Annotated in this window: 16 protein-coding genes; 13 read left to right on the top strand and 3 right to left on the bottom strand. The window is 52.2% G+C overall.

The window, feature by feature from the left end:
• Window positions 1–51: 51 nt before the first annotated feature.
• From ACFVTB_RS23545 to ACFVTB_RS23515, 7 genes are all read left to right on the top strand, one after another.
• Entirely contained in the window at window positions 52–1,656 is a 1,605-nt protein-coding gene (locus tag ACFVTB_RS23545) for an SWIM zinc finger family protein (RefSeq protein ID WP_387754821.1), read from the top strand.
• On the top strand, window positions 1,653–4,571 hold the full coding sequence (locus tag ACFVTB_RS23540) for a DEAD/DEAH box helicase (protein ID WP_387754892.1): 2,919 nt from the start codon (window positions 1,653–1,655) through the stop codon (window positions 4,569–4,571). Before ACFVTB_RS23545 ends, ACFVTB_RS23540 begins: the two co-directional genes overlap by 4 nt.
• A 7-nt stretch (window positions 4,572–4,578) precedes the next feature.
• Complete coding sequence (locus ACFVTB_RS23535) at window positions 4,579–4,770, top strand: hypothetical protein (protein ID WP_387754819.1); 192 nt, start codon at window positions 4,579–4,581, stop codon at window positions 4,768–4,770.
• A gap of 162 nt (window positions 4,771–4,932) precedes the next feature.
• The gene (locus tag ACFVTB_RS23530) at window positions 4,933–6,264 is read left to right on the top strand and encodes an ABC transporter substrate-binding protein (protein WP_387754816.1); all 1,332 of its coding nucleotides are present in this window, start codon (window positions 4,933–4,935) and stop codon (window positions 6,262–6,264) included.
• 199 nt (window positions 6,265–6,463) lie between these two features.
• On the top strand, window positions 6,464–8,275 hold the full coding sequence (locus ACFVTB_RS23525) for a cache domain-containing sensor histidine kinase (protein ID WP_387754813.1): 1,812 nt from the start codon (window positions 6,464–6,466) through the stop codon (window positions 8,273–8,275).
• Window positions 8,272–9,885, top strand: a complete 1,614-nt coding sequence (locus tag ACFVTB_RS23520; RefSeq protein WP_387754810.1) for a response regulator transcription factor — start codon at window positions 8,272–8,274, stop codon at window positions 9,883–9,885. Before ACFVTB_RS23525 ends, ACFVTB_RS23520 begins: the two co-directional genes overlap by 4 nt.
• A 115-nt stretch (window positions 9,886–10,000) precedes the next feature.
• The gene (locus ACFVTB_RS23515) at window positions 10,001–11,617 is read left to right on the top strand and encodes a glycoside hydrolase family 3 protein (RefSeq protein ID WP_387754807.1); all 1,617 of its coding nucleotides are present in this window, start codon (window positions 10,001–10,003) and stop codon (window positions 11,615–11,617) included.
• 99 nt (window positions 11,618–11,716) lie between these two features.
• Here the strand turns inward: ACFVTB_RS23515 and yfbR are convergent, their stop codons facing one another.
• Window positions 11,717–12,325 carry a 5'-deoxynucleotidase gene (gene yfbR, locus ACFVTB_RS23510; protein WP_387754805.1) on the bottom strand — a complete coding sequence of 203 codons (609 nt, stop codon included), beginning with the start codon at window positions 12,323–12,325 and terminating at the stop codon, window positions 11,717–11,719.
• 213 nt (window positions 12,326–12,538) lie between these two features.
• Here yfbR and ACFVTB_RS23505 point away from each other — a divergent pair, with 213 nt between their 5' ends.
• From ACFVTB_RS23505 to ACFVTB_RS23495, 3 genes are all read left to right on the top strand, one after another.
• The gene (locus tag ACFVTB_RS23505; RefSeq protein WP_387754802.1) at window positions 12,539–13,408 is read left to right on the top strand and encodes a bile acid:sodium symporter family protein; all 870 of its coding nucleotides are present in this window, start codon (window positions 12,539–12,541) and stop codon (window positions 13,406–13,408) included.
• A gap of 41 nt (window positions 13,409–13,449) precedes the next feature.
• A complete protein-coding gene (pnpS, locus tag ACFVTB_RS23500; RefSeq protein WP_387754799.1) occupies window positions 13,450–15,231 on the top strand; it encodes a two-component system histidine kinase PnpS in 1,782 nt (593 codons plus the stop codon).
• A gap of 95 nt (window positions 15,232–15,326) precedes the next feature.
• Window positions 15,327–16,049, top strand: a complete 723-nt coding sequence (locus ACFVTB_RS23495) for a response regulator transcription factor (protein ID WP_387754797.1) — start codon at window positions 15,327–15,329, stop codon at window positions 16,047–16,049.
• A 14-nt stretch (window positions 16,050–16,063) separates the two neighbouring features.
• On the opposite strand, the gene ACFVTB_RS23490 is transcribed toward ACFVTB_RS23495, so the two are convergent.
• On the bottom strand, window positions 16,064–16,930 hold the full coding sequence (locus ACFVTB_RS23490) for a helix-turn-helix domain-containing protein (protein ID WP_387754794.1): 867 nt from the start codon (window positions 16,928–16,930) through the stop codon (window positions 16,064–16,066).
• 147 nt (window positions 16,931–17,077) lie between these two features.
• On the opposite strand from ACFVTB_RS23490, the gene ACFVTB_RS23485 reads away from it, so the two are divergent.
• Window positions 17,078–18,046 carry a 2-hydroxyacid dehydrogenase gene (locus ACFVTB_RS23485; RefSeq protein ID WP_387754791.1) on the top strand — a complete coding sequence of 323 codons (969 nt, stop codon included), beginning with the start codon at window positions 17,078–17,080 and terminating at the stop codon, window positions 18,044–18,046.
• A 35-nt stretch (window positions 18,047–18,081) separates the two neighbouring features.
• Here the strand turns inward: ACFVTB_RS23485 and ACFVTB_RS23480 are convergent, their stop codons facing one another.
• A complete protein-coding gene (locus tag ACFVTB_RS23480; RefSeq protein ID WP_387754788.1) occupies window positions 18,082–18,912 on the bottom strand; it encodes a helix-turn-helix transcriptional regulator in 831 nt (276 codons plus the stop codon).
• A gap of 133 nt (window positions 18,913–19,045) precedes the next feature.
• On the opposite strand from ACFVTB_RS23480, the gene ACFVTB_RS23475 reads away from it, so the two are divergent.
• Both ACFVTB_RS23475 and ACFVTB_RS23470 read left to right on the top strand, forming a co-directional pair.
• Window positions 19,046–21,112, top strand: coding sequence for a beta-galactosidase (locus ACFVTB_RS23475; RefSeq protein WP_387754786.1), 2,067 nt, complete (start codon window positions 19,046–19,048; stop codon window positions 21,110–21,112).
• Window positions 21,113–21,938: 826 nt separating this feature from the next.
• Window positions 21,939–22,811: a transposase gene (locus tag ACFVTB_RS23470; RefSeq protein ID WP_387754783.1), complete on the top strand. Its 873-nt coding sequence runs from the start codon at window positions 21,939–21,941 to the stop codon at window positions 22,809–22,811.
• The last annotated feature ends 126 nt before the right edge of the window (window positions 22,812–22,937 follow it).

The following is a 22,937-nucleotide window of genomic DNA, read 5'->3' as shown; positions in this document are numbered from 1 at the left end:
AAGAATAGGCAATGGCAAGGAAAGCAGGTGAACAGCTTGGCGAGTCTCGATATGAATTTGTTGAAAATGATGGAGAGCGGGCTTGGCGACTCGTTGAATGAAACGCTCATTAAGCGCGGTTGGGACTACTACCGCAGCGGCAATGTGATGAACGTAAAGGAGGCGGACGACCATACGCTTTACGGCGCGGTGCAAGGCTCCGACGTGTATGCGATCGTGCTGGACGCCGGCCAATTCCGATACAGCAAATGCACATGCCCGTTTGGAGGCTATTGCAAGCATATGGCGGCGGTCTTTTTCGCTTATCTAAATATAGAGGACAAGACGGGACTGGCGGCAAAAGCGGCCTATCGCAGGCTGCTTGGGCTCGATCCGCTGTCCGAGCTAACAACAGCGGGTGCAGCGGCAGCTGTGAATACGACGGCGAGAATGACCGCTGCCGCATCGGCCGTCCATCCTTCGGAGGAAGACTCTCCGGCTGATTGGCAAAGCTGGATAGAACAGGAGTACGGGCGGGTGTGGACGAATTGCCGTCATTCCTTGCACGCGCTTCAACCGGTGCTCTCTTCCCTCAAAGGCTCGTCCAAGGACTGGGAGCTGCCGATGCAGCGCCTGCACTGGATGAATGCCATTTTGTTCGTGCTGGAACAAGCGGAATACGCAATTAAATCGGTTGACACGTTCAGCCGTTACTACCATGAAATGTCGTTCATGCGCATGGCGGAGCCTTGGGTCGCTCATTACTATTCGCTCGCATTGGAGCTGGAGCCGCAGGCAATGGACGACGCGCAGCAGGAATGGATCGGCCATATCGTTCGAATTGCGTTCGAGCGGGCGCTGAAGACCGAATCGCAGCTTTTCGATTGGGGTTATATTTATTTGGCGCTGTGCGAGAAAATGTCCGAGAATGCAAATTGGCACGAGGAGGAGCTGGAACGGCTGCTGCAGCTGCCGGAAAGCCCGCAGGAGGACGAGGAGGATATTAACCGCTCCTTCGTTCATTCGGCGATTGCGATGCTCAGTTTTTTCGCCGGCCGGGATGCGGAAGCCATCCGTCATTTCGGCAAGTCCGATTTTCAACGCTCGCAAAAAGTGATCTATCCGTGCGCCGCGCAGCGGCTGGAGGAAGGCGATTGGGAGCGTTTCGGCGATTGGATGAGCTTTCTGTACGAGCGCATCTATCCGTACCGCAGCGGAAGAACAATCGGACCGTTCGTAACGCTGTGCAGAAGGGCCGACGAGGATCAGCCGGAGGAGCCGAGGTGGTCCGCATATATGACCGATCTGCTTCCGCATTCGTACATGGAGCTATCCGATCATTGGCTTGCGGTCAAAAAATACGAGGAATGGGCCGATCTGCAGCTGCTGCTCGGCATGAAGCCGGATGATCTGAGCGTGCAGGACCTAAAGGAAGTGACGAAGGCGGCGCCGCAATATTTGTTGCCTCTCTATCATCAATCGATCGAGGAATGTATGGCTTCCCGAAACCGTCAAGGCTACCGGATGGCGGTCAAACAGCTCAAGAAGCTGGAGCGTTTATATAAGGCAGAGAAGAATACGGAGAAATGGGATATGTACTTGGCTGGAACCGTGAAGAAGTACCAGCGGCTGCGGGCATTTCAGGAAGAGCTGTGGAAAGGGAAGTTGACGAAATGAAATCATTCATTGGCACTCGTTCTTTAGTCGTTGACGGATTCTGGGCGCAGCAGGAGGACGGTAAAGGGGCGATCATGCTGACGCCGGCTGATCGTGGAGAATCCTCGCCGCGGTTTCGGTCGGCGTTGTTCGCTTGGCATAAGGCGTCCTGGTACGGGACCGAGGTGGAAACCGTACAGCAGGGCGACCGTAAGCTGCTGAAAATTTCACCGCTGCTGGCCGTCGACTACTTGTCGTCGCCGAAGCATGCGAAGCTGCTCCAGGCGGAATGGTCGCCGCGGCTGCAGCGCCTGATGAGACTGGCCGAGCTTATTCGGCAAGCTCTCCTGAACGGCTGGTTCGAGCCGGACTGGAACGGCTGGTCAGAGGAGGCACGGGCATGGCGGCTTGCGCTCCCGGAAGCGGAAGCTGAATTTCGACGCGAATGGGAGACGCTTGCGGAAACCGGAACGGACGGCGACGGGCTTGCCGAAGCGACAGATTGGCTGACCGGGGCGATAGAAGAGACAATTGAGCAGAGCGATGCGGCGAAAGAAGTATGGCGCCGGGTCGGGGCCGCTGCCGGCGGCGAGCTGGCGTTAATGCGAAAGGCAGCGGATGAAGAGGATTGGCTGATCGCGATCGGCCTGCGCAAGGATTCGCTGCCGTTCAAGACGGCGCTGCAATTGGTGGAGCCTGGAGAGGGGTATGGCTGGAGGCTTCGTCCGGCAGTTCAAAACCGTGACGGCGGCCCGTGGATTCCGCTCCGCAGCGAAGGCGAGGAAGGGCGTTGGAGAGACGAGGCAGAGGCCGATGGGGAGCCGGCTTCGCTGCCGGATGAATGGCTGCCGCTGCTTGGACCTAAGCTGCAAAAGGAGCAGGCAAAATGGCTTGCCGCTTTGCCTGATTGGGAGGACCAAGACCGGTCGGGAACTATCCGAACGGCGTTGTCCGACAATGATGCCTGGCAGTTCATGGAGAAGTCGAGCATCGCTTTGCTGGAAGCAGGCTGTCCAGTGCTGCTGCCGAGCTGGTGGGAGGCGGTGCGCTCCCGCAAGCTGAGGCTGCGCGCCAAGCTGAAGTCGTCGGTCGGCTCGGAATCGCAGCCGATGTTCGGTCTTGATCAGATCGTGCAGTTCGATTGGCGTATGGCGCTGGGCGACGTCGACTTGTCGGAGGCCGAATTTATGCGGATGGCCGAGGAAAATCGCAGACTGATGAATATCGGCGGCGAATGGGTTCATCTCGATCCGCAAGACGTTGCGCAGATCCGCGACTGGATGAAGCGGGTTGGCAAGAAGAAGGGTCTCAGCTTCCGCGACGTTATGGAAATGCATTTGATGGGCGGTGCTCCTGCTGAAGAGGATGAGGACGGAATAGCCGGCCTCAGAGCGGAAGTAGAGCTGAACGAGCATTTGGCGAAATGGCTGGCGCAGCTGCAGCAATCTGCAGACATTCCATTGATTGAGAAGCCGGAAAGCTTTCTCGGCGAACTGCGGCCTTATCAGCTTCAAGGCGTATCATGGTTGCTATTTTTACGCCGATTCGGGCTAGGCGGCTGCCTGGCCGACGATATGGGACTCGGCAAGACGATTCAGTTCATGGCCTATCTGGCCTACGTACGCGAGAGCAAGGCGGATCAGACAACGACGCCGTCGCTGCTCATTTGCCCGACCTCGGTAATCGGCAACTGGCAGAAGGAATTGGAGAAATTCGCCCCAACGCTGCGCGTTCATCTTCATTACGGGCCGAAAAGAGATAAAGGGGATGACTTTGCAGAGGCTGTTCGCGAAGCCGATCTCGTCATCACCTCTTACTCGCTTGCACAACTGGACGAGGAGGACCTGCACCTCATCGAATGGGATGCTTTATGCCTGGACGAGGCGCAAAATATTAAGAACGTGTACACAAAGCAATCGACGGCCATTCGCGGGCTGCCTGCCCGGCACCGGGTTGCGTTGACCGGTACACCGATGGAAAATCGGTTGACGGAGCTTTGGTCGATCTATGATTTTATCAATCCAGGCTATCTGGGCGGAATCGGTGAATTCCGCAAGACGGTCGTAGCGCCGATCGAACGGACCCGAGACGAAGAGATGATCGCTGGACTGCAGCGCTGGGTGAAACCGTTCATGCTGCGGAGGGTGAAGAAGGACCCTGCCATTATGCTGTCGCTGCCGGAGAAGAACGAAGCGAAGACCTATATTTCGCTCACTGCCGAGCAGGGCGCAATCTATGAGAATATCGTCTCTGACCTGCTGGAGAAGCTGGATACGCTCGGTGCCATGCAGCGCCGCGGACTGATTCTCGCTTCGTTGACGAGGCTCAAACAGCTTTGCGACCATCCGTCGCTGCTGGAGGGAGAAGCGCCGCCGGAATGGGAGGAGGACCGCTCCAACAAGGTGGCTCGGCTGCTGGAGATGGCCGAAGAAATCGCATCGGAGGGCGAACGCTGCCTTATTTTTACACAATTCGTGGAGATGGGCCATCAGCTGAAGAAGCTGCTGGAGGAGAAGCTTGGTCTGGAGGTTCCGTATCTGCACGGCGGCGTGCCGAAGGCGAAGCGGGATCAAATGATCACCGACTTCCAAAATCCCGACATTCCGCGCTGCGCCTTCGTGCTTTCCTTGAAAGCAGGAGGAACGGGCTTGAACTTGACGGCGGCCAACCATGTCTTTCATTTCGACCGGTGGTGGAATCCGGCCGTGGAAAATCAGGCGACCGACCGCGCTTTCCGGATCGGGCAAACGAGGCAGGTACAGGTGCATAAATTTATTACGCTCGGCACGCTGGAAGAGCGCATCGACGAGATGATCGAGCGCAAGCAAAGCTTGAACGAGCAAGTTGTCGGCCAGTCCGAGCAATGGGTGACGGAGCTGTCGACGGAGGAATTGACTGAGCTGTTCTCGCTGCGCAAAAACTGGATGAAGGGATGATTCGGCCATGACGGAGGAAAAGCTGCGCGACAAGCTGGATAAAGTGATGGCAGAGCGCCGCACCGGCAAGCAGGAGAGCGGGCCGGATTTGCCGCAGAATAGCGAGCCGGCGCCTGAACCGGGGAATCCGGATGCGAACGCGGAATGGCGGGCTTTCTACGAAACCGTAAAAGCCCATGTGCAAGGGCTGCGTGATTAGCGAAAAGCTTATATTTTTATCCCTAGCCCGAAAAATAGTAGAATTGTCTCCCTTGTCTGTTCTTTTTTCGACCTCCATCGCGTGGAGAGGCGAATTTATAATAAAGAAGTCAGGCAAATAGAAGCTTGGTTCATGCACATTCACTGAAGGAGGGTCTGCAACATGAACAGGAGGCGTGCAGCGGTCGCCGGCCTTCTTGTTTCCGCTCTGCTCGTTGTCCCTGCTTGTTCAACCGCCGACAACGGCAAGCATGCGGCCGGAGGCATAACGGCTGCGAACAAGAAGGATGTTACGCTGTCGCTCCGACATACGCAGATCAAGGAAACAAGCAAGACGCGCCTTGCCATACTCGAGGATGTCGTCATGAAGACGGAAGAGGAGAATCTCGGCCTGACGTTCAAGCTGGAGGGCATTGACGAAATCGTCAATCGCGACCAAAAGCTGAAGATGGAAATGGCTGTCGGCAATCCGCCCGATATATTTGAGGTGTTTGGCGGCGCCGATCTCAATCTTTACGTCAAGGCGGGACGAATGCTCGACCTGACGCCGATCATCGAGGAGCTTGGCATTAGAGACAAATTTGTCAGCCTCGACGAGTTTACGATCGACGGCAAAGTATACGGGTTGCCTTTCGGCGGATATAGCGAAGCGGTATTTTACAACAAACGGCTGTTTACGCAGCTGAATCTATCGCCTCCGGCTACTTGGGACGAACTGATCAAGCTTGCGGATACGCTCAAGGAGAAGGGCTACACGCCTTTCGCTTTGGCGGCGAAGGACGGCTGGGTCAGCGGGATGATGTGGAACACGATCATGGAGCGTTACGTCGGCATCGACGCTATGAACAAGCTGTTGACGGGCGAGGCGAAATGGACAGATCCCGGCTTCGTTAAAGGGTTTGCCGCTTATGCGGACATCGCCAATCGCGGCTATTTTACGCCGGAGGCGCTCGTGCTTCCTTATTCCGATCAGGGCGCGGAGTTTTTATCCGGCAAAGCTGCGATGGTATTTACGGGAACATGGGATGTTAACGGCTTCACCGGCGAAGAAGCCAAGGGGCTGATCGGGCAAATCGGCTACTTCCCGTTTCCGTCCATCGAAGGGGGAGCGGGCGATCAGACATCGATCAACGCTTCCTATTCGAACGGTTACGGCTTCTCGTCCAATCTGGATGCAGATCAGATCGAAGGGGTAAAAAAGTTTATTAAAAACTTCTATACGGAGGAAGTGCAGAAGCGCACGCTTTTCGAAGATAAGCTGCAGCCGTCGATGAAGCTGTCGGACCTGTCCGGCGTCGATCCGCTTACCTCCGAGGTGCTGACCGTTATGGCGAATGCCTCTTCCTCTTGGAAGGCGTACGATGCCATCGTACAGCCTTCGGTGGGAGCGGAAATCAACTTTGGCCTGCAGGAGCTGATTGGCAAAGTGTCGACGCCCGAGAAGGTCGCTGCCAAAATTCAAGCGAAGCAGAGAAAAGCGAATGAAGCCCAGTAGGCGTCGCGCCAGGCAGCTGCGAGAATAAAGGGTGTTCCTTCGGACACCCTTTTGCCGCTTTTACGATTGCTTTTGAAGACCCAGCATCGCGTCAGACGCGATACCAAATCGATTATTTTTGTCCCAGTCGCTGCGCGCGCCTACCTGTCCTGCCGGTCTGCGCTCGTGAGCCGCAGGAATGGCGGGAGGGCCTTACGCAATGAACTTGAGACCGAAACTAATGCTGGCATTCATTTTTCTCGTCCTGCTGCCGATGCTGGCTTCGGGTATCGTATCCTTTCTTAACTCCGAATCGCTGTTAGAGAAAAAATATAGCGAGCAGACCGAAATTTCGCTTAAGGCAGTTGCGGGCAATATTCAATACTTTTTTAAAGAGCTCGACACGCTTTCGGACGGCAATCTGACGAGCTCGGAGGTACAGGATACGCTCAAGTACAGCAAGCATGCCTACGACGATCCGAGCGCGCAAATTGCGATCAACCAGGCGGAGAAGGAAATGAAGCGGATTCTATTTCAGCATCCCGCGGTTAGCTATGTTGTGCTTTACTCCGTTGACGGCAATATGTTTCGCGCCTTTCGGAACGATCCGACGACCTTCCGGCCAATCACGTTCGAGACATTGAAGGAACAACCTTTATATGAGGAAACGTTCAAGCTGGGCGGCCGGCCGAAATGGATCGGGCCTTATGAGCAGCAGCAGCTGACTGGCGTCGAGCCGCCTCTGTTTACGCAGATGAGGCTGGTTAAAGATATTCAGTCTTTCAACGATATTGGCGTTATGATTACGCAGTATAAGACCGAGGAAGTGTATTCGATGCTGAATACGTTTCTGAATCCAAGCGCGGAAGGCCAAGATTCGCGATACGTCATCATTAATCAGGAAGGCTTGATTTTGCTGGACAGCAACAGAAAGCTGGAAGGAAACAAAATCAGCCAGTATACGGACGCCGATTTTCAGCGCATCGACAGTTATTCCAGCTCGAGAATCAAGTTCAGCGAGGAAGACAGCCTTGTATCGGCTTTCAATCTCGATCGCAATGGCTGGATGCTCGTTTCGGTCAAGTCTTGGAACTCGCTGACAAACGAGAACGTTCGGCTCGTTCAATGGATCGTAATGATTACGACGCTTTGCGTGCTGTCGGCTATTCTTTTCAACGTCTTCTTCGTTAACCGGGTCGCGAAGACGATCGTCAAAGTAGTGCGCAAAATGCGTTTGGTCGAGCAAGGCCTGCTCGACATTCGGGTAACGGCGCATGGCAAAGACGAGACGGTGCTGCTGGCCAACAGCTTCAACAGTATGGTTGAACGAATGGGCGATTTGCTGACCGAGGTGCGGACGGAGCAGGAAAGAAAGCAGCACGCGGAAATGATGCTCATGCAAGCGCAGATCAAACCGCATTTCCTATTTAATACGCTGGAGTCGATCAACGCGCTGGCCGCGCAAAACGAAGGCCGAAAAATTATGCAGATGGTGCGCCGCCTCAGCAATTTGCTGCGTACGAGCATGCATGATTCGGAGGAAATTTCGGTTAGCCAGGAAATCGAGCATGTGCGCAGCTATTTGGAAATTCAGAAATATCGGTTCGAGGAGCTGTTCTCGTACGAGATTAACGTTACGGAAGAGGCTTTTCCGTTTACGATGCTGAAGCTGACGCTGCAACCGCTTGTCGAGAACAGCATCCAGCATGGCTTCGAAGGTTTCGAGGACGGCAAAGGTGTAATACGAATCGATGTGAAGGTGGAAGCCCATCAAATCGTATTCTTTATTAGCGATAACGGCATGGGAATGAGCAAGGAGACGCTGCGCAAGTTTGCGGACCGCAGCACGAAGCAAGGCGTCCGGCGCAATGCCGCTGAGCTCGGCGAGCGCCGGGGACTGGGGCTGCATAATGTCGCCGATCGGCTGCGAATCCATTACGGACCGGCATTCGGCCTGATGATCTGCAGCGAAGAGGGGTATGGCACCGTCATTCGTTGCACAATTCCGAAGAGCAGAGGTGATCGGCAATGACCGGGAAAGTACTTCTTGTGGACGATGAGCCGCACATTACAAGAAACCTGGAGAAAGTCATTCCTTGGGAGATGCTGGGGCTATCCGTATCGGGCATTGCCAAGAACGGAATGGAGGCGCTTGAGCTGTTCGAATCCGACTGCTTTGACTTGGTGTTATGCGATATCCGGATGCCTGTCATGGACGGATTGGAGCTCGTCAAGCAAATTCGGGAGCGGGAATTCGATTGCGATATTATTATGCTGTCTGGTTATCAGGACTTCGCCTACACGAGGGCGGCTATTCAATACGGCGTACAAGACTATGTGCTTAAGCCGATTCCATACGATGAATTGACCGGCGTTATTGCCCGGGTAATGTCGAATCAGCGCCTAAAGAAAAAACAATTGAGCGAGGAGCGGCAGAAGCTCGGCAAGATGACCGATTTAGCCAGCGAGAAAATATTGTACGATATTTTGATGGATTACACTGAAGCGACGACCAGCAATTGGCTGATCGAACGCGAGGAGCAGTCGATTCTCGATCAGCAGTACGCAATGATTGTGCTCGATCTGATCGTCAGCTCCGAACTGACGAAGGATTGGCGGGAATGGTCGGACAAGGAACGCAAGCTTTGGAACTTTGCGGTATGCAACGTGCTGCGCGAGAAGCTGCAGCAGAACGGCTACCGTCATGCGGTCATTCAAATCCGCGATGGGGAATGGTGCGTTCTGATCGACTGCGACCCAGCGCAGCCGTTCCATATTGATCAAGCAAAGAACTGGGCGGGCATGCTGCTGACAGCTGTCAAAAACCATGTCAAGCTGTCGCTCAACGCGGGCATTTACCGGGAGCTGACGCCAATTACTTCGTTATCTCAAGCCTATAAGCATGTGCAGCAAGGGATGCAGTTAGCGCCCAATCAGGAGCCGATCGCCGTCTACCCGGATTCGTCGGCCGTATCCTCCAGCGAGGATCAGGCGTTCTGGGATACATCGGAGAAGCTGATCGGCGCGGTGAAGCGAGGCGACGCTACAACGGTAGATGATGAGCTGAAGCGGATGACGAAGCAATTGCAGCTGCTTCGCGAGCCGTCGGTCGGCCGCTTCAAGCCGATGCTGCATTACTTTGTCGTCAACCTGATGCGAGAGACGAAGGAAATGGGCATTTTCTCGCGAGAGCAGGAGGAGTTGCTTTGGAAGAAGCTCGACCGCCGATTCGGCATTAAAGACTTGCTGTCGGTTATCCAGCAGGTGACCAGTGCGCTTGCCGACAAGTCGACAGACAAGAGGAAGCAGTCGGAGCGTTCGATGCTCGAAGTGAAGCTTTTTCTAGATCGCAATTTGTTCCGCGATTTGAGCGTGGAGGAAGCGGCGACGCACGTAGGGCTGAGTACGTCATACTTCAGCCTGCTGTTCAAGCAAACGTTCAACGAGACGTTTATCGAGTATGTGACCAAGCAGCGGATGGAGAAAGCAAAGTCGATGCTGTCCGGGACGAGCAAAAGCATTTCGCAAATCGCGAAGGAAGTCGGCTATGCCGAGCGGCGGTATTTTACGAAGGTGTTTATGAAATATACGGGGGAAAATCCTACCGATTACCGAAACGGTCATCAGTCGGCGACGAATTAACACTTTGCGGCGGAAAGCGAGAGACCTGAAGACCGAAAGAAGAATGCGATAACGGAATTGTGCAAGTTGAAAGCTGTATGCGGAGTATTAACGAATGAGCTCAGGAGGGGACAGCATGTCAGCAAGCGGAGAATGGAGCAATTGGACGTTAAAAGAAAAAGTGGGACAGCTTTTCGTATTCGGTTTTCACGGCTACGAGCCGAGCAAGGACATCAAGCATTTGATCGAGACGTACGGCATCGGGGGAACGATCTATTTCACTCGCAATGTGCAAAGCGCGAAACAGGTTCATCAGCTCTCGTCGTCGCTGATGGATATCGCCAAACGCGCGGGCAAGGAAAGTCCGCTGATTGCGATCGACCAGGAAGGCGGCATGGTGGCGAGACTGGTGGACGGTGTGACGCTCATGCCGGGCAATATGGCGCTGGGCGCGACTGGCTCGGCCGAGGGCGCGCGCGAGACGGCGCGCGTATGCGGGGAGGAACTCAGGCTGCTGGGCATTAACATGAACTATGCGCCATGTCTCGACGTGAACAATAACCCGGATAATCCGGTTATTAATGTACGCTCATACAGCGACCGCTCCGACGTAGTCGGGGAGCTGGGGACGGCAGCGGTGCTCGGCTATCAGTCGGCGGGAGTCGCCGCTACGGTGAAGCATTTCCCGGGACACGGCGATACGGCCGTCGATTCGCATCATGCGCTGCCGGTGCTTGCCCATGGCCGAGAGCGGCTCGATATGATCGAGCTGAGGCCTTTCCGCGCGGCTATCGAAGCGGGAACCGCTGCGATTATGACGGCGCATGTCTGCTTGCCGGAGCTGGAGCCTTCCGGCAAGCCTTCGACGTTATCGCATGCAGTTCTGACCGGCTTGCTGCGCGAGGAGCTCGGTTACGACGGCGTAGTGGTAACCGATTGCTTGGAGATGGACGCGATCGACCGTTTCTACGGTCCGGAGCAAGGCTCGATTGAGGCGCTGCGCGCAGGGGCCGACATGGTGCTTGTCAGCCATACGATCACGAAGCAAACGGCTGCAATTGAAGCGGTTGTCGCCGCTGTCGAGAGCGGTGATTTGCCGTTGTCGCGCATCGAGGAAGCGCTGGAGCGCGTGCTGCGGCTGAAACGGGGGCTGCGCGCAGGCGAGGCGCTAGTTCCGTGGGAGCAAGCGGAGCAGCAGCTTGCGACTGACGCGAACAAAGCGGTCGCATTGAAGTGGAGCGAGCGCTCAGCGACGCTTGTTAAAAACGAGGGAGACTTGCTGCCTTTGAAGCGGGAAGCGAGTACACTGGTGCTGTGGCCCGATATCAAGCCGGTATCGGTTGCCGATGAAATTTTATCCGGCGACGGTACGCTGGGCGGCTGCTTGCAAGCGCGGATGGGGAATGTGACCGAGCGGAGCATGAGCGAGGCCGATCCGCTTGCCGATCTGGACTCCTTCGAGCAGATCGTCGTCGTCACCTATGACGCAACGAAGCACGAGACGGAGCGCCGCGTTGCGAAGCGGGCCATCGAGCTTGCCGGAGACCGCACTGTAGCGGTATCGGTTCGCAATCCGCTTGATCTACGCGTGTACCCGGATGTACGGGCATATATTGCCGTATACGAATGCCGTCCGCTCGCGCTTCAATCGGCAGCAAAAGTACTGACCGGCGAGCTCGAACCGACCGGTCAGCTGCCGCTTGAACTGTCTGCCGCATACCCGTTTGGTTGGAGCGTTTCATTGGCAGAATAAAGATGCCCCAATAAGCAGCATAAAGAGGGTTCAGTTCCGCAAGCCGTTGTAATATCGGCTTATCGGAGCTGAACCCTTTTTTATATATAGTGGTACGTATTATAGAGGACCCGAAAGCTCATCCAGCGACATGCCGAGACTCGGCGCCATATGGGTCAGAAACCATTCCACTTCCGGACTGTTCAGCTTCTGCAAAGCGGCCTCGGTTTGGCCCATAGCAACTTGAAATTCCCGGTTGCCGCCGGACATCTCGGACACGCATTTCAAATAGGCGTCCAACAGATCCGCCGCTTTCACCAAACGCAGCAGGCGTTCGTCCTCTTCGGACAACACCCCGCCGGTCGGTTTGCCAAGCAGCGGGGCGTAGTCGTCTTGCAGCTCTGCCGGTACCATACCGAGCAGCCTCTCTGCGGCCATCGCTTCGATCTCACGAAAACTCGCAAGCATTTTCGGATTATGATGCTTAACAGGTGTTGGGATATCGCCGGTGAACACTTCAGTAGCGTCGTGGAACAGGGCCAGCGTTACGGCACGATCCGCATTGTAGCTTTGACTATACACACGATTGCCGATCGAACAGAGCATATGGGCCAGCAAGGCGACGTGAAACGTATGCTCCGCAACGTTTTCTTTCGTCGTGTTGCGCATCAGGCTCCAGCGCTCGATATATTTCAAACGGTACATATAAGCAAAAAAATGGCTGTCCATTTCAGTACGCTCCTTTGGCCGGGCATATGAGGATCTGTTACTCTATGCTATTATATAGCTTAAGACGCAAGTCAACTAGATCACCGGATAAAAGAGGGATGGCTTACGAGACAGTTCGGTCTGCAATTCAATCATTATTTTGAACGTTTTATGTTTATAATTATCCCGGGATCGCTGGTCCTGGGCTTTGTTTTTGCGGACAGTTTGCAGGGAATGACGGAGGCCGTTCCGTATCTGTTTGCTTACGTAACGCTCGTCATGGCGATTGGCTGCGGATTGGAACAGCTGAAAGAGGTGCTCCGCAAGCCAGGCATTATGCTGTGGACACTGCTGCTTGCGCATGTCGTATCGCCGCTAGTTGCTTATGCAGCGGGAACGGCAATATTTGGCTCTGACTCGCCTTACGTCGTCGGCCTGGTGTTGTTTACCATTATCCCACTCGGGGTATCGACCGTATTGTGGGTCGGTATGTCTGGCGGAAACGTGCCGCTCGTGCTGGCGATGGTTGTACTCGATTCAGCGCTTAGTCCGCTTGTCGTTCCGGCGGGATTGCATCTTTTTTTCGATACATCCGTCGATATTGATATTATGCCGCTCGTCATGGATTTGATCGTCATTATCGTACTGCCAACCGTCATTGGCGTGCTGCTTAATCAATGGACAAAGGGCAAGATACAGGAGAGGGTAAAACCGATCGCCGCACCGCTCTCCAAGCTTTGCTTTGTCGCAGTTGTCGCGCTTAACGCCTCTGCGATAGCGCCTCATGTCGAGCAGTTGAAAGCCGACATGATCAAGCTAATACCGCTCGTAATTGCGCTGGTAGCGGTCTGCTATGCGATCGGATTTATCGGGACCGCGCACAGAGGGCTTACGGAGACGCAAATAACCGTTTCTTACTCGACGGGGATGCGCAACATTTCGCTTGGCATTGTGCTCGCTCTCGGCTACTTCAGCCCACTGGCTGCGGTGCCGGTAGTACTGTCGATTCTTGTTCAGCAGCCGCTTGCGACCGTTCACCATTTTGTTTTACAAAAACTTAATAAAAACAAAGCTGGCGCCGAGGCATCGGCACATGTACGATAAAACGGAACTAACCCTTATCTCAAAACAATGGAGTGAACGCGATGAACAGTTTCCGCAATCGGCTGACCTTTATTATGATTGGCATGATCGCCTTGTCGGTAACGGCCGCTGGTTTCATCATGGCCAAGACGTTCAAAGATACGCATATCCAGACGCTGGAAGACAGTATGGTGCGCGAAATGCAAATTGTTTTATCCAAAATGGACTGGAAGGAAGGCGATACGGCCTCGCTTATTCCTTATTTCACGGATGAAGCGGACGTTCTGAAAAGCTACACGGGAGAGCGCGTAACCTTCATAGCCGGTGACGGCACGGTGCTGGGCGATTCTGATTTTGCAGCGAAATCGATGGATAATCATCAAGACCGGCTGGAAGTTGCTGAAGCGCATCGAACGGGTGTTGGACGGGAAATCCGGTACAGCGATACGCTGAAAGAAAATTTGCTGTATGTTGCAATTGCGACCGATCCGTCCAATCCGTCCTCCAACGTTATTCGATTGGCGGTCAGCTTGAACGAGGTGGAGCAGAGCATTTACAGACTGTGGACGGTACTCATCATCGGGCTGCTCATTTTATTTTTAGTCGCCGCGTTCATCAGCTATCGAATCGCATTAAGCCTGACGAGACCGCTTGAGCAAATTACGAGGGTCGCGCAGCGCATTAAGCATATGGACTATAAGGCGCGCGTAAATGTTGACAACCGCGGCCGCGGAGAGATCGGCGAGCTCGGTCATGCCATCAATACGATGGCGGAAAGCTTGGAAGTTCAAATGACGCGTATTCGGGAGAACGAAAGTCAGCTGGAAAGCGTCCTCGACAATATGATCAACGGCGTCATCATGATTGAAGATACAGGTAAAATCGTATTGATCAGCAGGCGTGCGGAAGAATTGCTGGGCTTCTCATCGAAGGAGATGGTTGGCCGAAATTTTGCCGAGGCGAAGCAGCAGTTTGAGCTTTCGCAGCTTATTCAAGAGGGTCTGACGCTGCGTGAGACGATCCGTGAAGAAATTACGTTCTATTTCCCGGAAGAAAGGCTGCTCGAGCTTCATATCGTGCCAATCTATCACGATGTCAATGAATTTGGCGGCGTGCTGCTCGTTCTGCAGGACGTGACGGCCATCAGGCGACTGGAACGCATGAGAAGCGAGTTTGTCGCGAATGTTTCCCATGAATTGAAAACGCCGGTTGCGGCGGTGAAAGGATTCGCAGAAACGCTGCTCGGCGGCGGAGTGAAAGATGAGGAGACTGCTCGCTCGTTCTTGCAAATCATTTTCGACGAGAGCGAACGGTTGAATCGGCTCATCGGCGATATTTTGGAGCTGTCGAAAATCGAATCGCGCCGCGTACCGCTTTATTTTTCGCCGGTTGAGGTGGACGCTTTTATCGCGAAAATCGTAACGATGATGGAGCCGGAGGCGCAGAAAAAATCGATTCGGCTCGAAGTACAGCTGGAGAACGGCTTGTACGTGGAGGCGGACGAGGACCGTCTAGGTCAAATCGTTATCAACCTGCTTGCGAACGGCATCAATTATACGCCGGAAGGCGGTAAGGTATCGCTCGTCGTATGGGCGATTGACGACGATCGCATCGGCGTTAAGATAAGCGATACCGGCATCGGCATTCCGAAAAAAGATGTGCCGCGCATTTTCGAACGGTTCTATCGGGTTGACAAGGCCCGTTCCCGGAGTTCAGGCGGTACGGGTCTCGGACTTTCGATCGTAAAGCATTTGGTTGAACTGCACAAAGGGACGATTACAGTATCCAGCACAGTCGGCGTCGGCTCGACATTCGTGATAGAATTGCCTGTGCTTCAGCAATAATCGTCAATTCCCTCAATTTCGTTTACACATTATTAATGAAATCGTGATAGAATAGGGTTGCATCGATTATCTCCATGCTGGGGGTTTTATAGAAAATGTCGCACAAAGTGCTCGTTATCGAAGATGAACCGACTCTAGCGCGGCTGTTGTCGTATAATTTGACACAGGAAGGCTATGAAACGATCGTAATAGATCATGGGGGAGAAGGACTGCAGATGGCATTGCAGCGCAGCTTCGACCTCATTATCCTCGATATTATGCTGCCGGGGATGAACGGTTTTGAAATTTTGAACCGTCTTCGCCAAAGCGGCGTACGGACGCCGGTCATTATTTTGACGGCCCGCAATGCGGAGGAAGAAGTCGTTCAAGGCCTTAAGCGGGGAGCGGACGATTATATTACGAAGCCGTTCGGCGTCGCGGAGCTGCTAGCGCGCGTATCCGCCGTGCTTAGACGGACGCAGCAAGAAGACGCTTTGCCGGTCGAATCAGCTGACAAAGTGATTACAGCGGGAGATTTGCTGATCTACCCGGAGAAGTACGAAGTATTGCTCAACGGCGAGACCGTTCCGCTTCGTCCGAAAGAATTCGAGGTGCTGCTCTATTTGGTGCAGCGGCCGGGAATGGTCATTACCCGCGACGACTTGATGAATGTTGTCTGGGGCTTTGATTACATCGGCGGCCAACGGACGGTGGACGTCCATGTTAGCTCGCTGCGCAAAAAGCTGGAGCTTGGGCAGCAGTCCGTGCAAATCGAATCGATTCGAGGCGTCGGATACAAACTCGTTATGCCAAAAAAACTCGTCGCACCCAAAAAATAAGGTGGACGAGTTTTTTATTGCTTGTTCCATTCCAGCATTTTGCGCTGAAATTGCTTTGGCGAGCAGTCGTTGTATTTCTTGAACATCTTATAAAAATGGGCCATGTTCGGCATCCCGATTCGTTCGCCAACATCGGATATGCTTAAGTCCTTGGTCAGCAGCAGACGCTCGGCCCATTTGATTTTGCGGTAATTGACGTATTCGGTAAAAGACATCCCGATTGTTTTTTTGAAAAATTTGACGAAGTAATAGTAGCTCATGTTGGCTAGCTTGCACACTTCCTCGACTTGAATCCGATCATGCAGACGGTTCTCGACGTAATCGAGAACGGGTTTTAGCCGAATTCTGTCGAAGTCCGAATGCTCGGACAGCACCTTGCGATTGTCGTTGCGAAGCAGCAGCAGCAGTATTTGCCGGATGTACATAGTCACAGCCAGCTCGTAGCCGATATCTTTGCGCGTCGCTTCCTCCAATAGTTTGCGAATGCAGTCACCGACCTGTTGTTTCACATGTGGGCTTTCTTTGAATATATAGTTGGCTTGGCTAAGCGGGTGATCCGTTTCCGAGAAATAACGAATATACGGAATAGTGCTGTGATCGAAGAAAGGCTCGAGATCGAATTGGAGCACAATGTAATCCAGTGAAGTCAGGCTGCGGTCGCTGTGAAGCTGGGACGTGCCGATTATGATGACATCTCCGGACTCCAGATGGAACATTTCCTCTTCGACATAACAGTCCAGCTGCCCGTTGACGATATAAAGGAGTTCGAGCTGGCGATGATAATGCCAGTTCGTCATTAGTCCCTGCTTGCGAACGGTGTTGAAAATTTTTAAAGAGAGCAGCGGATTCTCATAGGCGACTTGCTCATTCGTAGCTTCCAAGCGCGGGTTCCTCCTTTGAAAAATAAAGCGATTGCAAGATGTTTAACTTCTCTCATTGTAGTCATGAACCATTAGAAAGGCAACCGGGATCGCCAGAACGGATCATTTCGTTCTATAATGGGATTACTACTGCAGGGAGGGATTGCCATGAAACCGAAAGTGTACATAACGAGCAAACTGCCGGAAGATGTTGCCGACTATTTGCGGCAGCATTGTGAGATCGAAATATGGGATGGCGACCGGGCAATTACCGGTGAAGAGCTGGCTGAGCGTTTGACGGATGTTGAAGGATTGATGACATCCGGTAATAAGGTCAGCGAAAGACTGCTCCAATCCGCGCCTAAGCTGCGCGCTGTCAGCAATGTTTCGGTAGGCTATAATCATAACGATCTGAGCGCGATGAAGGCTCGCGGCATTATTGGAACCCATACACCTTACGTACTGGACGACACGGTAGCCGATCTGGCGCTTACATTAATGCTTTCGGCGGCTCGAAGAGTGGCCGAGCTGGATCAGCTCGTTCGCAGCGGCAATTGGCAGCGTGGCCTTGGCGAGCAGCTTTTTGGCACCGATGTGCACCATGCGAAGCTTGGAATTATCGGAATGGGCCGGATCGGCGAAGCAATTGCAAAGCGGGCGAAATTCGGCTTCGACATGGACGTTGCTTATTATAACCGCAGCCGGAAGCCGGCAACGGAAGAAAAGCTGGGCGTCGTTTATCAGCCGTTGGACGAGCTGCTCGCGGAGTCTGATTTTATTGTGTTAATGACGCCGCTTACGCCAGAGACGAAGCATTTGATCGGCCGTCCGCAGTTTGAACGAATGAAGAGCAGCGCCATCTTCATTAACGTTTCGCGAGGCGATACAGTAGACGAAAAAGCGCTAATCGAAGCTTTACGTTCGAAAACAATCCGCGCGGCCGGACTCGACGTGTACGAGCAGGAGCCGGTCAGCCCAGACAATGAACTGCTGTCCCTCGATAATGTTGTGTTGCTGCCTCATATCGGCTCGGCAACTCATGCGACAAGAAACCGGATGGCGATGGTCGCTGCCCGTAACTTGGTCGACGCGCTTTATGGAAGAGAGCCTCAATATGTCATTCCGGAATTGAAATAACGACGGCTGCTATACAGTCCAATTCAAGCACGGCATCATCGGATGCCGTGTATTTTTTTGAATTGCTCAGGGCTGACCCCCTCATATTTTCTAAATACATAGCTGAAGTAACTGGCGCTTTCGAAGCCGACCAGCGCGGCGATTTCCTGCATTTTATGTTCGTTTTCGCGGAACATCAGCTCCTTGCTGCGATTGATGCGTTCTCGATTGACGAAGGCCATCGGGCGGAGACCCATGGCGTTTTTGAATAGCAAACATAGATATTGCGGAGTAACGTCGATCTGAGCGGCGAGCTCTTTAATCGTAATGACACTCCCGATGTTGGCTTCGATATGCCGCAATACGGGCTGCAGCTTGGAGTAGTGCTGACCGGCCGACTGCGAGCTAACCATGATTACCTTGATCAAATCGAGCAAAAACAAATAGACCAGCTTGGAGCATTCAATACCGAGAAAAGCGCGGCCGGATTGCGTTAATGTATATAAGCTGCGCAAATGGGAGACAATCATCTCGCCGTCGGCCGTTGAGTAAACGCCTGACCGATGAATGCCTGCCTGTCCAAGCAGCGCCTCGGCCATCGCGCCGTTAAAACTGAGAAAATAGACTTCCCATGGCTCATGAACGGCATAATAACGATGACGAACATGTGGAAACAGGCAGAAGCCTTGCCCGGCTTTCACGCTAAACCGCTCCTCGCCAATGTAAAGCCCGCCTTCGCCGCTCGTTACCTGCAGCCACTGAAAATCAGGAAAACTGTCCCGATCAATCGATTCCTGGTTGTCCCAGTGACCTACGCTAGTGCAGAAAATAGGAAGCTGCTGGTCCGTTTCGGTCAGCGTCGGGAAGGAGATCGTGTCCAGAATCATTACCTCACATTCATATTTTGATAGAAATAAGAAAATTATATGATTTTATTAGGGGAGTAAGGAATTTATAATTTGAATATAGTTATAGTAAGAGGTAATTGCAACTTTTATTTGAATTGGAGGCATCCTAGAGATGAGTAAGAAATTCCCGCCGATTAGTCCGAAAACACCTTTTATGCTGCATGGCGCAGACTACAACCCGGATCAATGGCAAAAGTATCCGGATATATTGGATGAAGATATTCGATTGATGAAGCTTTCGAAAAGCAATATTATGGCGGTCGGCATTTTTGCATGGTCGGCATTCGAGCCGGAAGAAGGCGTCTACACGTTTGAATGGATGGATAAGCTGTTGGATAATTTTGCGGAAAACGGCATTTATGCACTGTTGGCTACACCGAGCGGTGCGAGACCAGCGTGGATGTCGCAAAAGTATCCGGAAGTGCTTCGCGTTACTCCGGACGGTATCCGCAATCTGCACGGCTCGCGTCACAATCATTGCCTAACGTCTCCGGTTTACCGTGAGAAGACGGCAGGTCTAAACCGTAAGCTGGCGGAACGTTACGCTGATCATCCTGCTGTCATCGGCTGGCATGTGTCTAACGAGTTGAACGGCGAATGCTTCTGCGATTTGTGCACCGAGGCGTTCCGAGAATGGCTGAAGCAAAAGTACGTTACACTGGAAGCGCTGAACGAAGCGTGGTGGACGACGTTCTGGAGCCATACGTACACTGACTGGAATCAAATTGACGCGCCGACTAACCGTGGCGAAAATGCGGTTCACGGCATGAACGTAGACTGGAAGCGTTTCTGTACCGATCAATTGGTCGACTATACGCGCAACGAGATCGTACCGCTTCGGGAAGTAAAAGCCGAATTGCCGGTTACAATCAATATGATGTACGATTACGAGCAAGTAAACTATTGGAAATTCGCCGATTTGATCGACTTTGTTTCTTGGGATGCATACCCAGAATGGCATAATTCCGAAGATCAAAGCGAGGTTGCTGCATCCTTTGCGTTCAACCATGATCAATTCCGCTCCTTGAAGGGCGGCAAGCCGTTCATGCTGATGGAAAGCGCACCGAGCACGACGAACTGGCAGCCGGTCAGCAAGCTGAAGAAGCCAGGCATGCATTTGCTGTCTTCGCTGCAGGCTATTGCGCACGGCTCCGATACGGTTCAATATTTCCAATGGCGCAAAAGCCGGGGATCGAGCGAGAAGTTCCATGGCGCTGTCGTCGACCATGTCGGCCACGAGCATACACGCGTATTCCAAGACGTAACGGATGTCGGAAACGCGCTTGAGAATCTGTCGGAAATCGTTGGCACTTCGGTACAACCTGAAGTTGCTCTCATTAACGATTGGGAAAACCGTTGGGCCATTAAAGACGCGCAAGGACCGCGCAATGGCGGCATTCATTATGAAGAAATGATGGCCCGTCATTATCGTCCATTCTGGGACCTTGGCATTCCGGTTGACATTATCAACTCCGAATGCGATTTTAGCGGATACAAAGTGCTAGTTGCACCGATGCTTTACATGATTCGTCCGGGCGTTGGCGAGCGGATCGAGAAGTTCGTCGAGAACGGCGGAACGTTGATCACAACTTATTGGTCGGGCATCGTCAATGAAAGCGATCTGTGCTTCTTGGAAGGCTTCCCTGGACCGCTCCGCAAAACTCTCGGCATCTGGTCGGAAGAAATCGATTCGTTGTACGACGGTGAAACGAACAGCGTCGTTATGAATGAAGGAAATGGCCTGGGCTTGAAAGGCGAATACGTCGCGCATGAGCTTTGCGACTTGATCCATCTGGAAGGCGCGGAAGCTCTGGCTGTTTACGGCGATGACTTCTACGCTGGACGCCCTGCATTAACCGTGAATCGTTTCGGCAAGGGTAAAGCCTACTATGTCGCGTCCCGTAATAAAGAAGCATTCTTCACCGACTTCTTTGCTGCAATCGTCAAGGACGAGGCTCTGACCAAAGTTCTTGATACCGAACTTCCGAACGGCGTAACAGCTCAGTTGCGTACCGATGGCGAGCATGATTATGTTTTCGTTATGAACTTCAACGGCAACACCGAAACGGTCGAGCTTGATGGACGCACATACGAAGATTTGCTGGACGGTGGAGCGGCTCCATCCGGAATCGAGCTTCCAGCGTATGGCGTAAAAGTATTGAAACGCGCCTCCCGTTAATCGCCCATTTACGCGCGACTTTCTTGACCCGCTTTATGTCTGTAGCCTGTAGAAGGCGCCGTGTATCAGGACATAGCACGGTAACGACTATATGTATCTTCAGCGGCCGGCTGCTGAAACATGCAAATTACACTTGCATGTTTCGGCTGTCGGTCGTTTTTTTTGTTATCTGGAGCTGGACTCTAACGGTACCGTTACGATACCCTTATGTATTTACCTCGAATTCTGCGCGAAATTGCCGATCCTACCGCTTTTAAAGTGTTCGCTGAACTCTACTCTGATTAACTAAATTGCACTCTGATATACCGCAAACTTTTTCGTAAAGAACTGTTGAGATAAAACGTGATGTTGTTAGGCAACTTTCTCTTTCTCTTTCTCTTTCTCTTGTTCTCTTTTTGCAATGCAGGTTTTTTCGCTTATATCCAATATTCCCTTTGCTCAGAAATAGTCACGCTGGCATAACACAACTGAACTTACTCATCCAATTTCACTCGTCTCTTAATTACCCGCACCAATACACACGCTCTCAAACGCCATTCAAAAATTCTCCCAAACGCATCGATTTCTCAAATCCCTTTTCACATCATATTGTCGGAACATCTACCTAATTCAAAGTCCTGTTAATTCTACTCAGTTAACTTTCCATAAAGAGCATTCGATTTTGTAGTGGTTTTTTGAGTTGAGATCGTACGTATTCTGTCTTATTTACTATTCAAGCTCCCTTTGATCAGGGAAACTAGGACTATTTTAAACAGTAATTGACAAAGGAACAAATGTTCTATATTCTAATAACAGGAACAAACGTTCTTATTTGGGGGTGTGGAAAATGGGATTGGCAGAAGCGATCGCTGAGTTTGATGAAAGATTTTTCTCGGAGGAAAGCTGCGTACAATTTCTCTCCAAAATGAAATGGCCTGACGGTTTTTATTGTCCCAGATGTCATCATCAAAACTATTATCTGATTGATACTCGCAATGCGCCTCTATATGAATGCAGGAGCTGCCGTCACCAAACGACGCTTACAGCAGGCACAATTATGGATAAAAGCCGTACTTCCGCCCGGAAATGGCTGTTGACTATATATTTTCTTACACGTTCGGATTGCATTATTAATGCGCGATGGCTCTCCGGTTTTTTTGATATTACTTATAAAACAGCATGGTCGATGCTCCATAAGATCCGTCATGCAATAAGCGAACATGATTTAAAACAGCTGTTTATGGGCGATGCAAAAGCCGCAGTTGTGAAGTATGGCCGGCCCTATCCATTACAAAAAGAAGAGCAGCTTGTAATGGCAGCTATATCTAGTACGGATTCTTGCCCGGCTTATTTTAAATTTAAAGTCATTCCTGATTCTCTTTTGAGCGGCAGAAGACTGACTTTCTTCGGGGAGAGACAGCTTAAGCAGACATATATGCCCGATTATCGCGCTCATTCTTTTATTATTCATCAACTTTTTCGAATCGGTGACACTAAGCATGTAAGGCAGATTTTTTGGAAAGCTGCACACTGGCTGAATCTTGCCTTTGGTGGGATAGGGAAGAAATATTTGAATGTCTACTTGGACGAATATGCTTACCGGATGAATTATGCGAACGAACCTACCATCCTCGAGCGTTTATCTTCAATTTGCATGAACACGTTTAAGGTATTGCTCTTCTCGAAAAAATCTTCGACTGGTGTATTTGCCGCAGCCTAATGTTATCCTGCCTTATCTATGTGCACTCAATCTATGTCACTGATGATTTCCGTTGCACTAAAACGGCTGTAGCGGAGTTATTCCTGAGCTTTACTCCTTAGCCTTATATACTTACTGCAAAACTAC

Source organism: Paenibacillus sp. NPDC058071 (genome assembly GCF_042885235.1).
GTDB lineage: Bacteria > Bacillota > Bacilli > Paenibacillales > Paenibacillaceae > Pristimantibacillus.
This window is presented reverse-complemented; position numbering and strand designations above follow the sequence as displayed.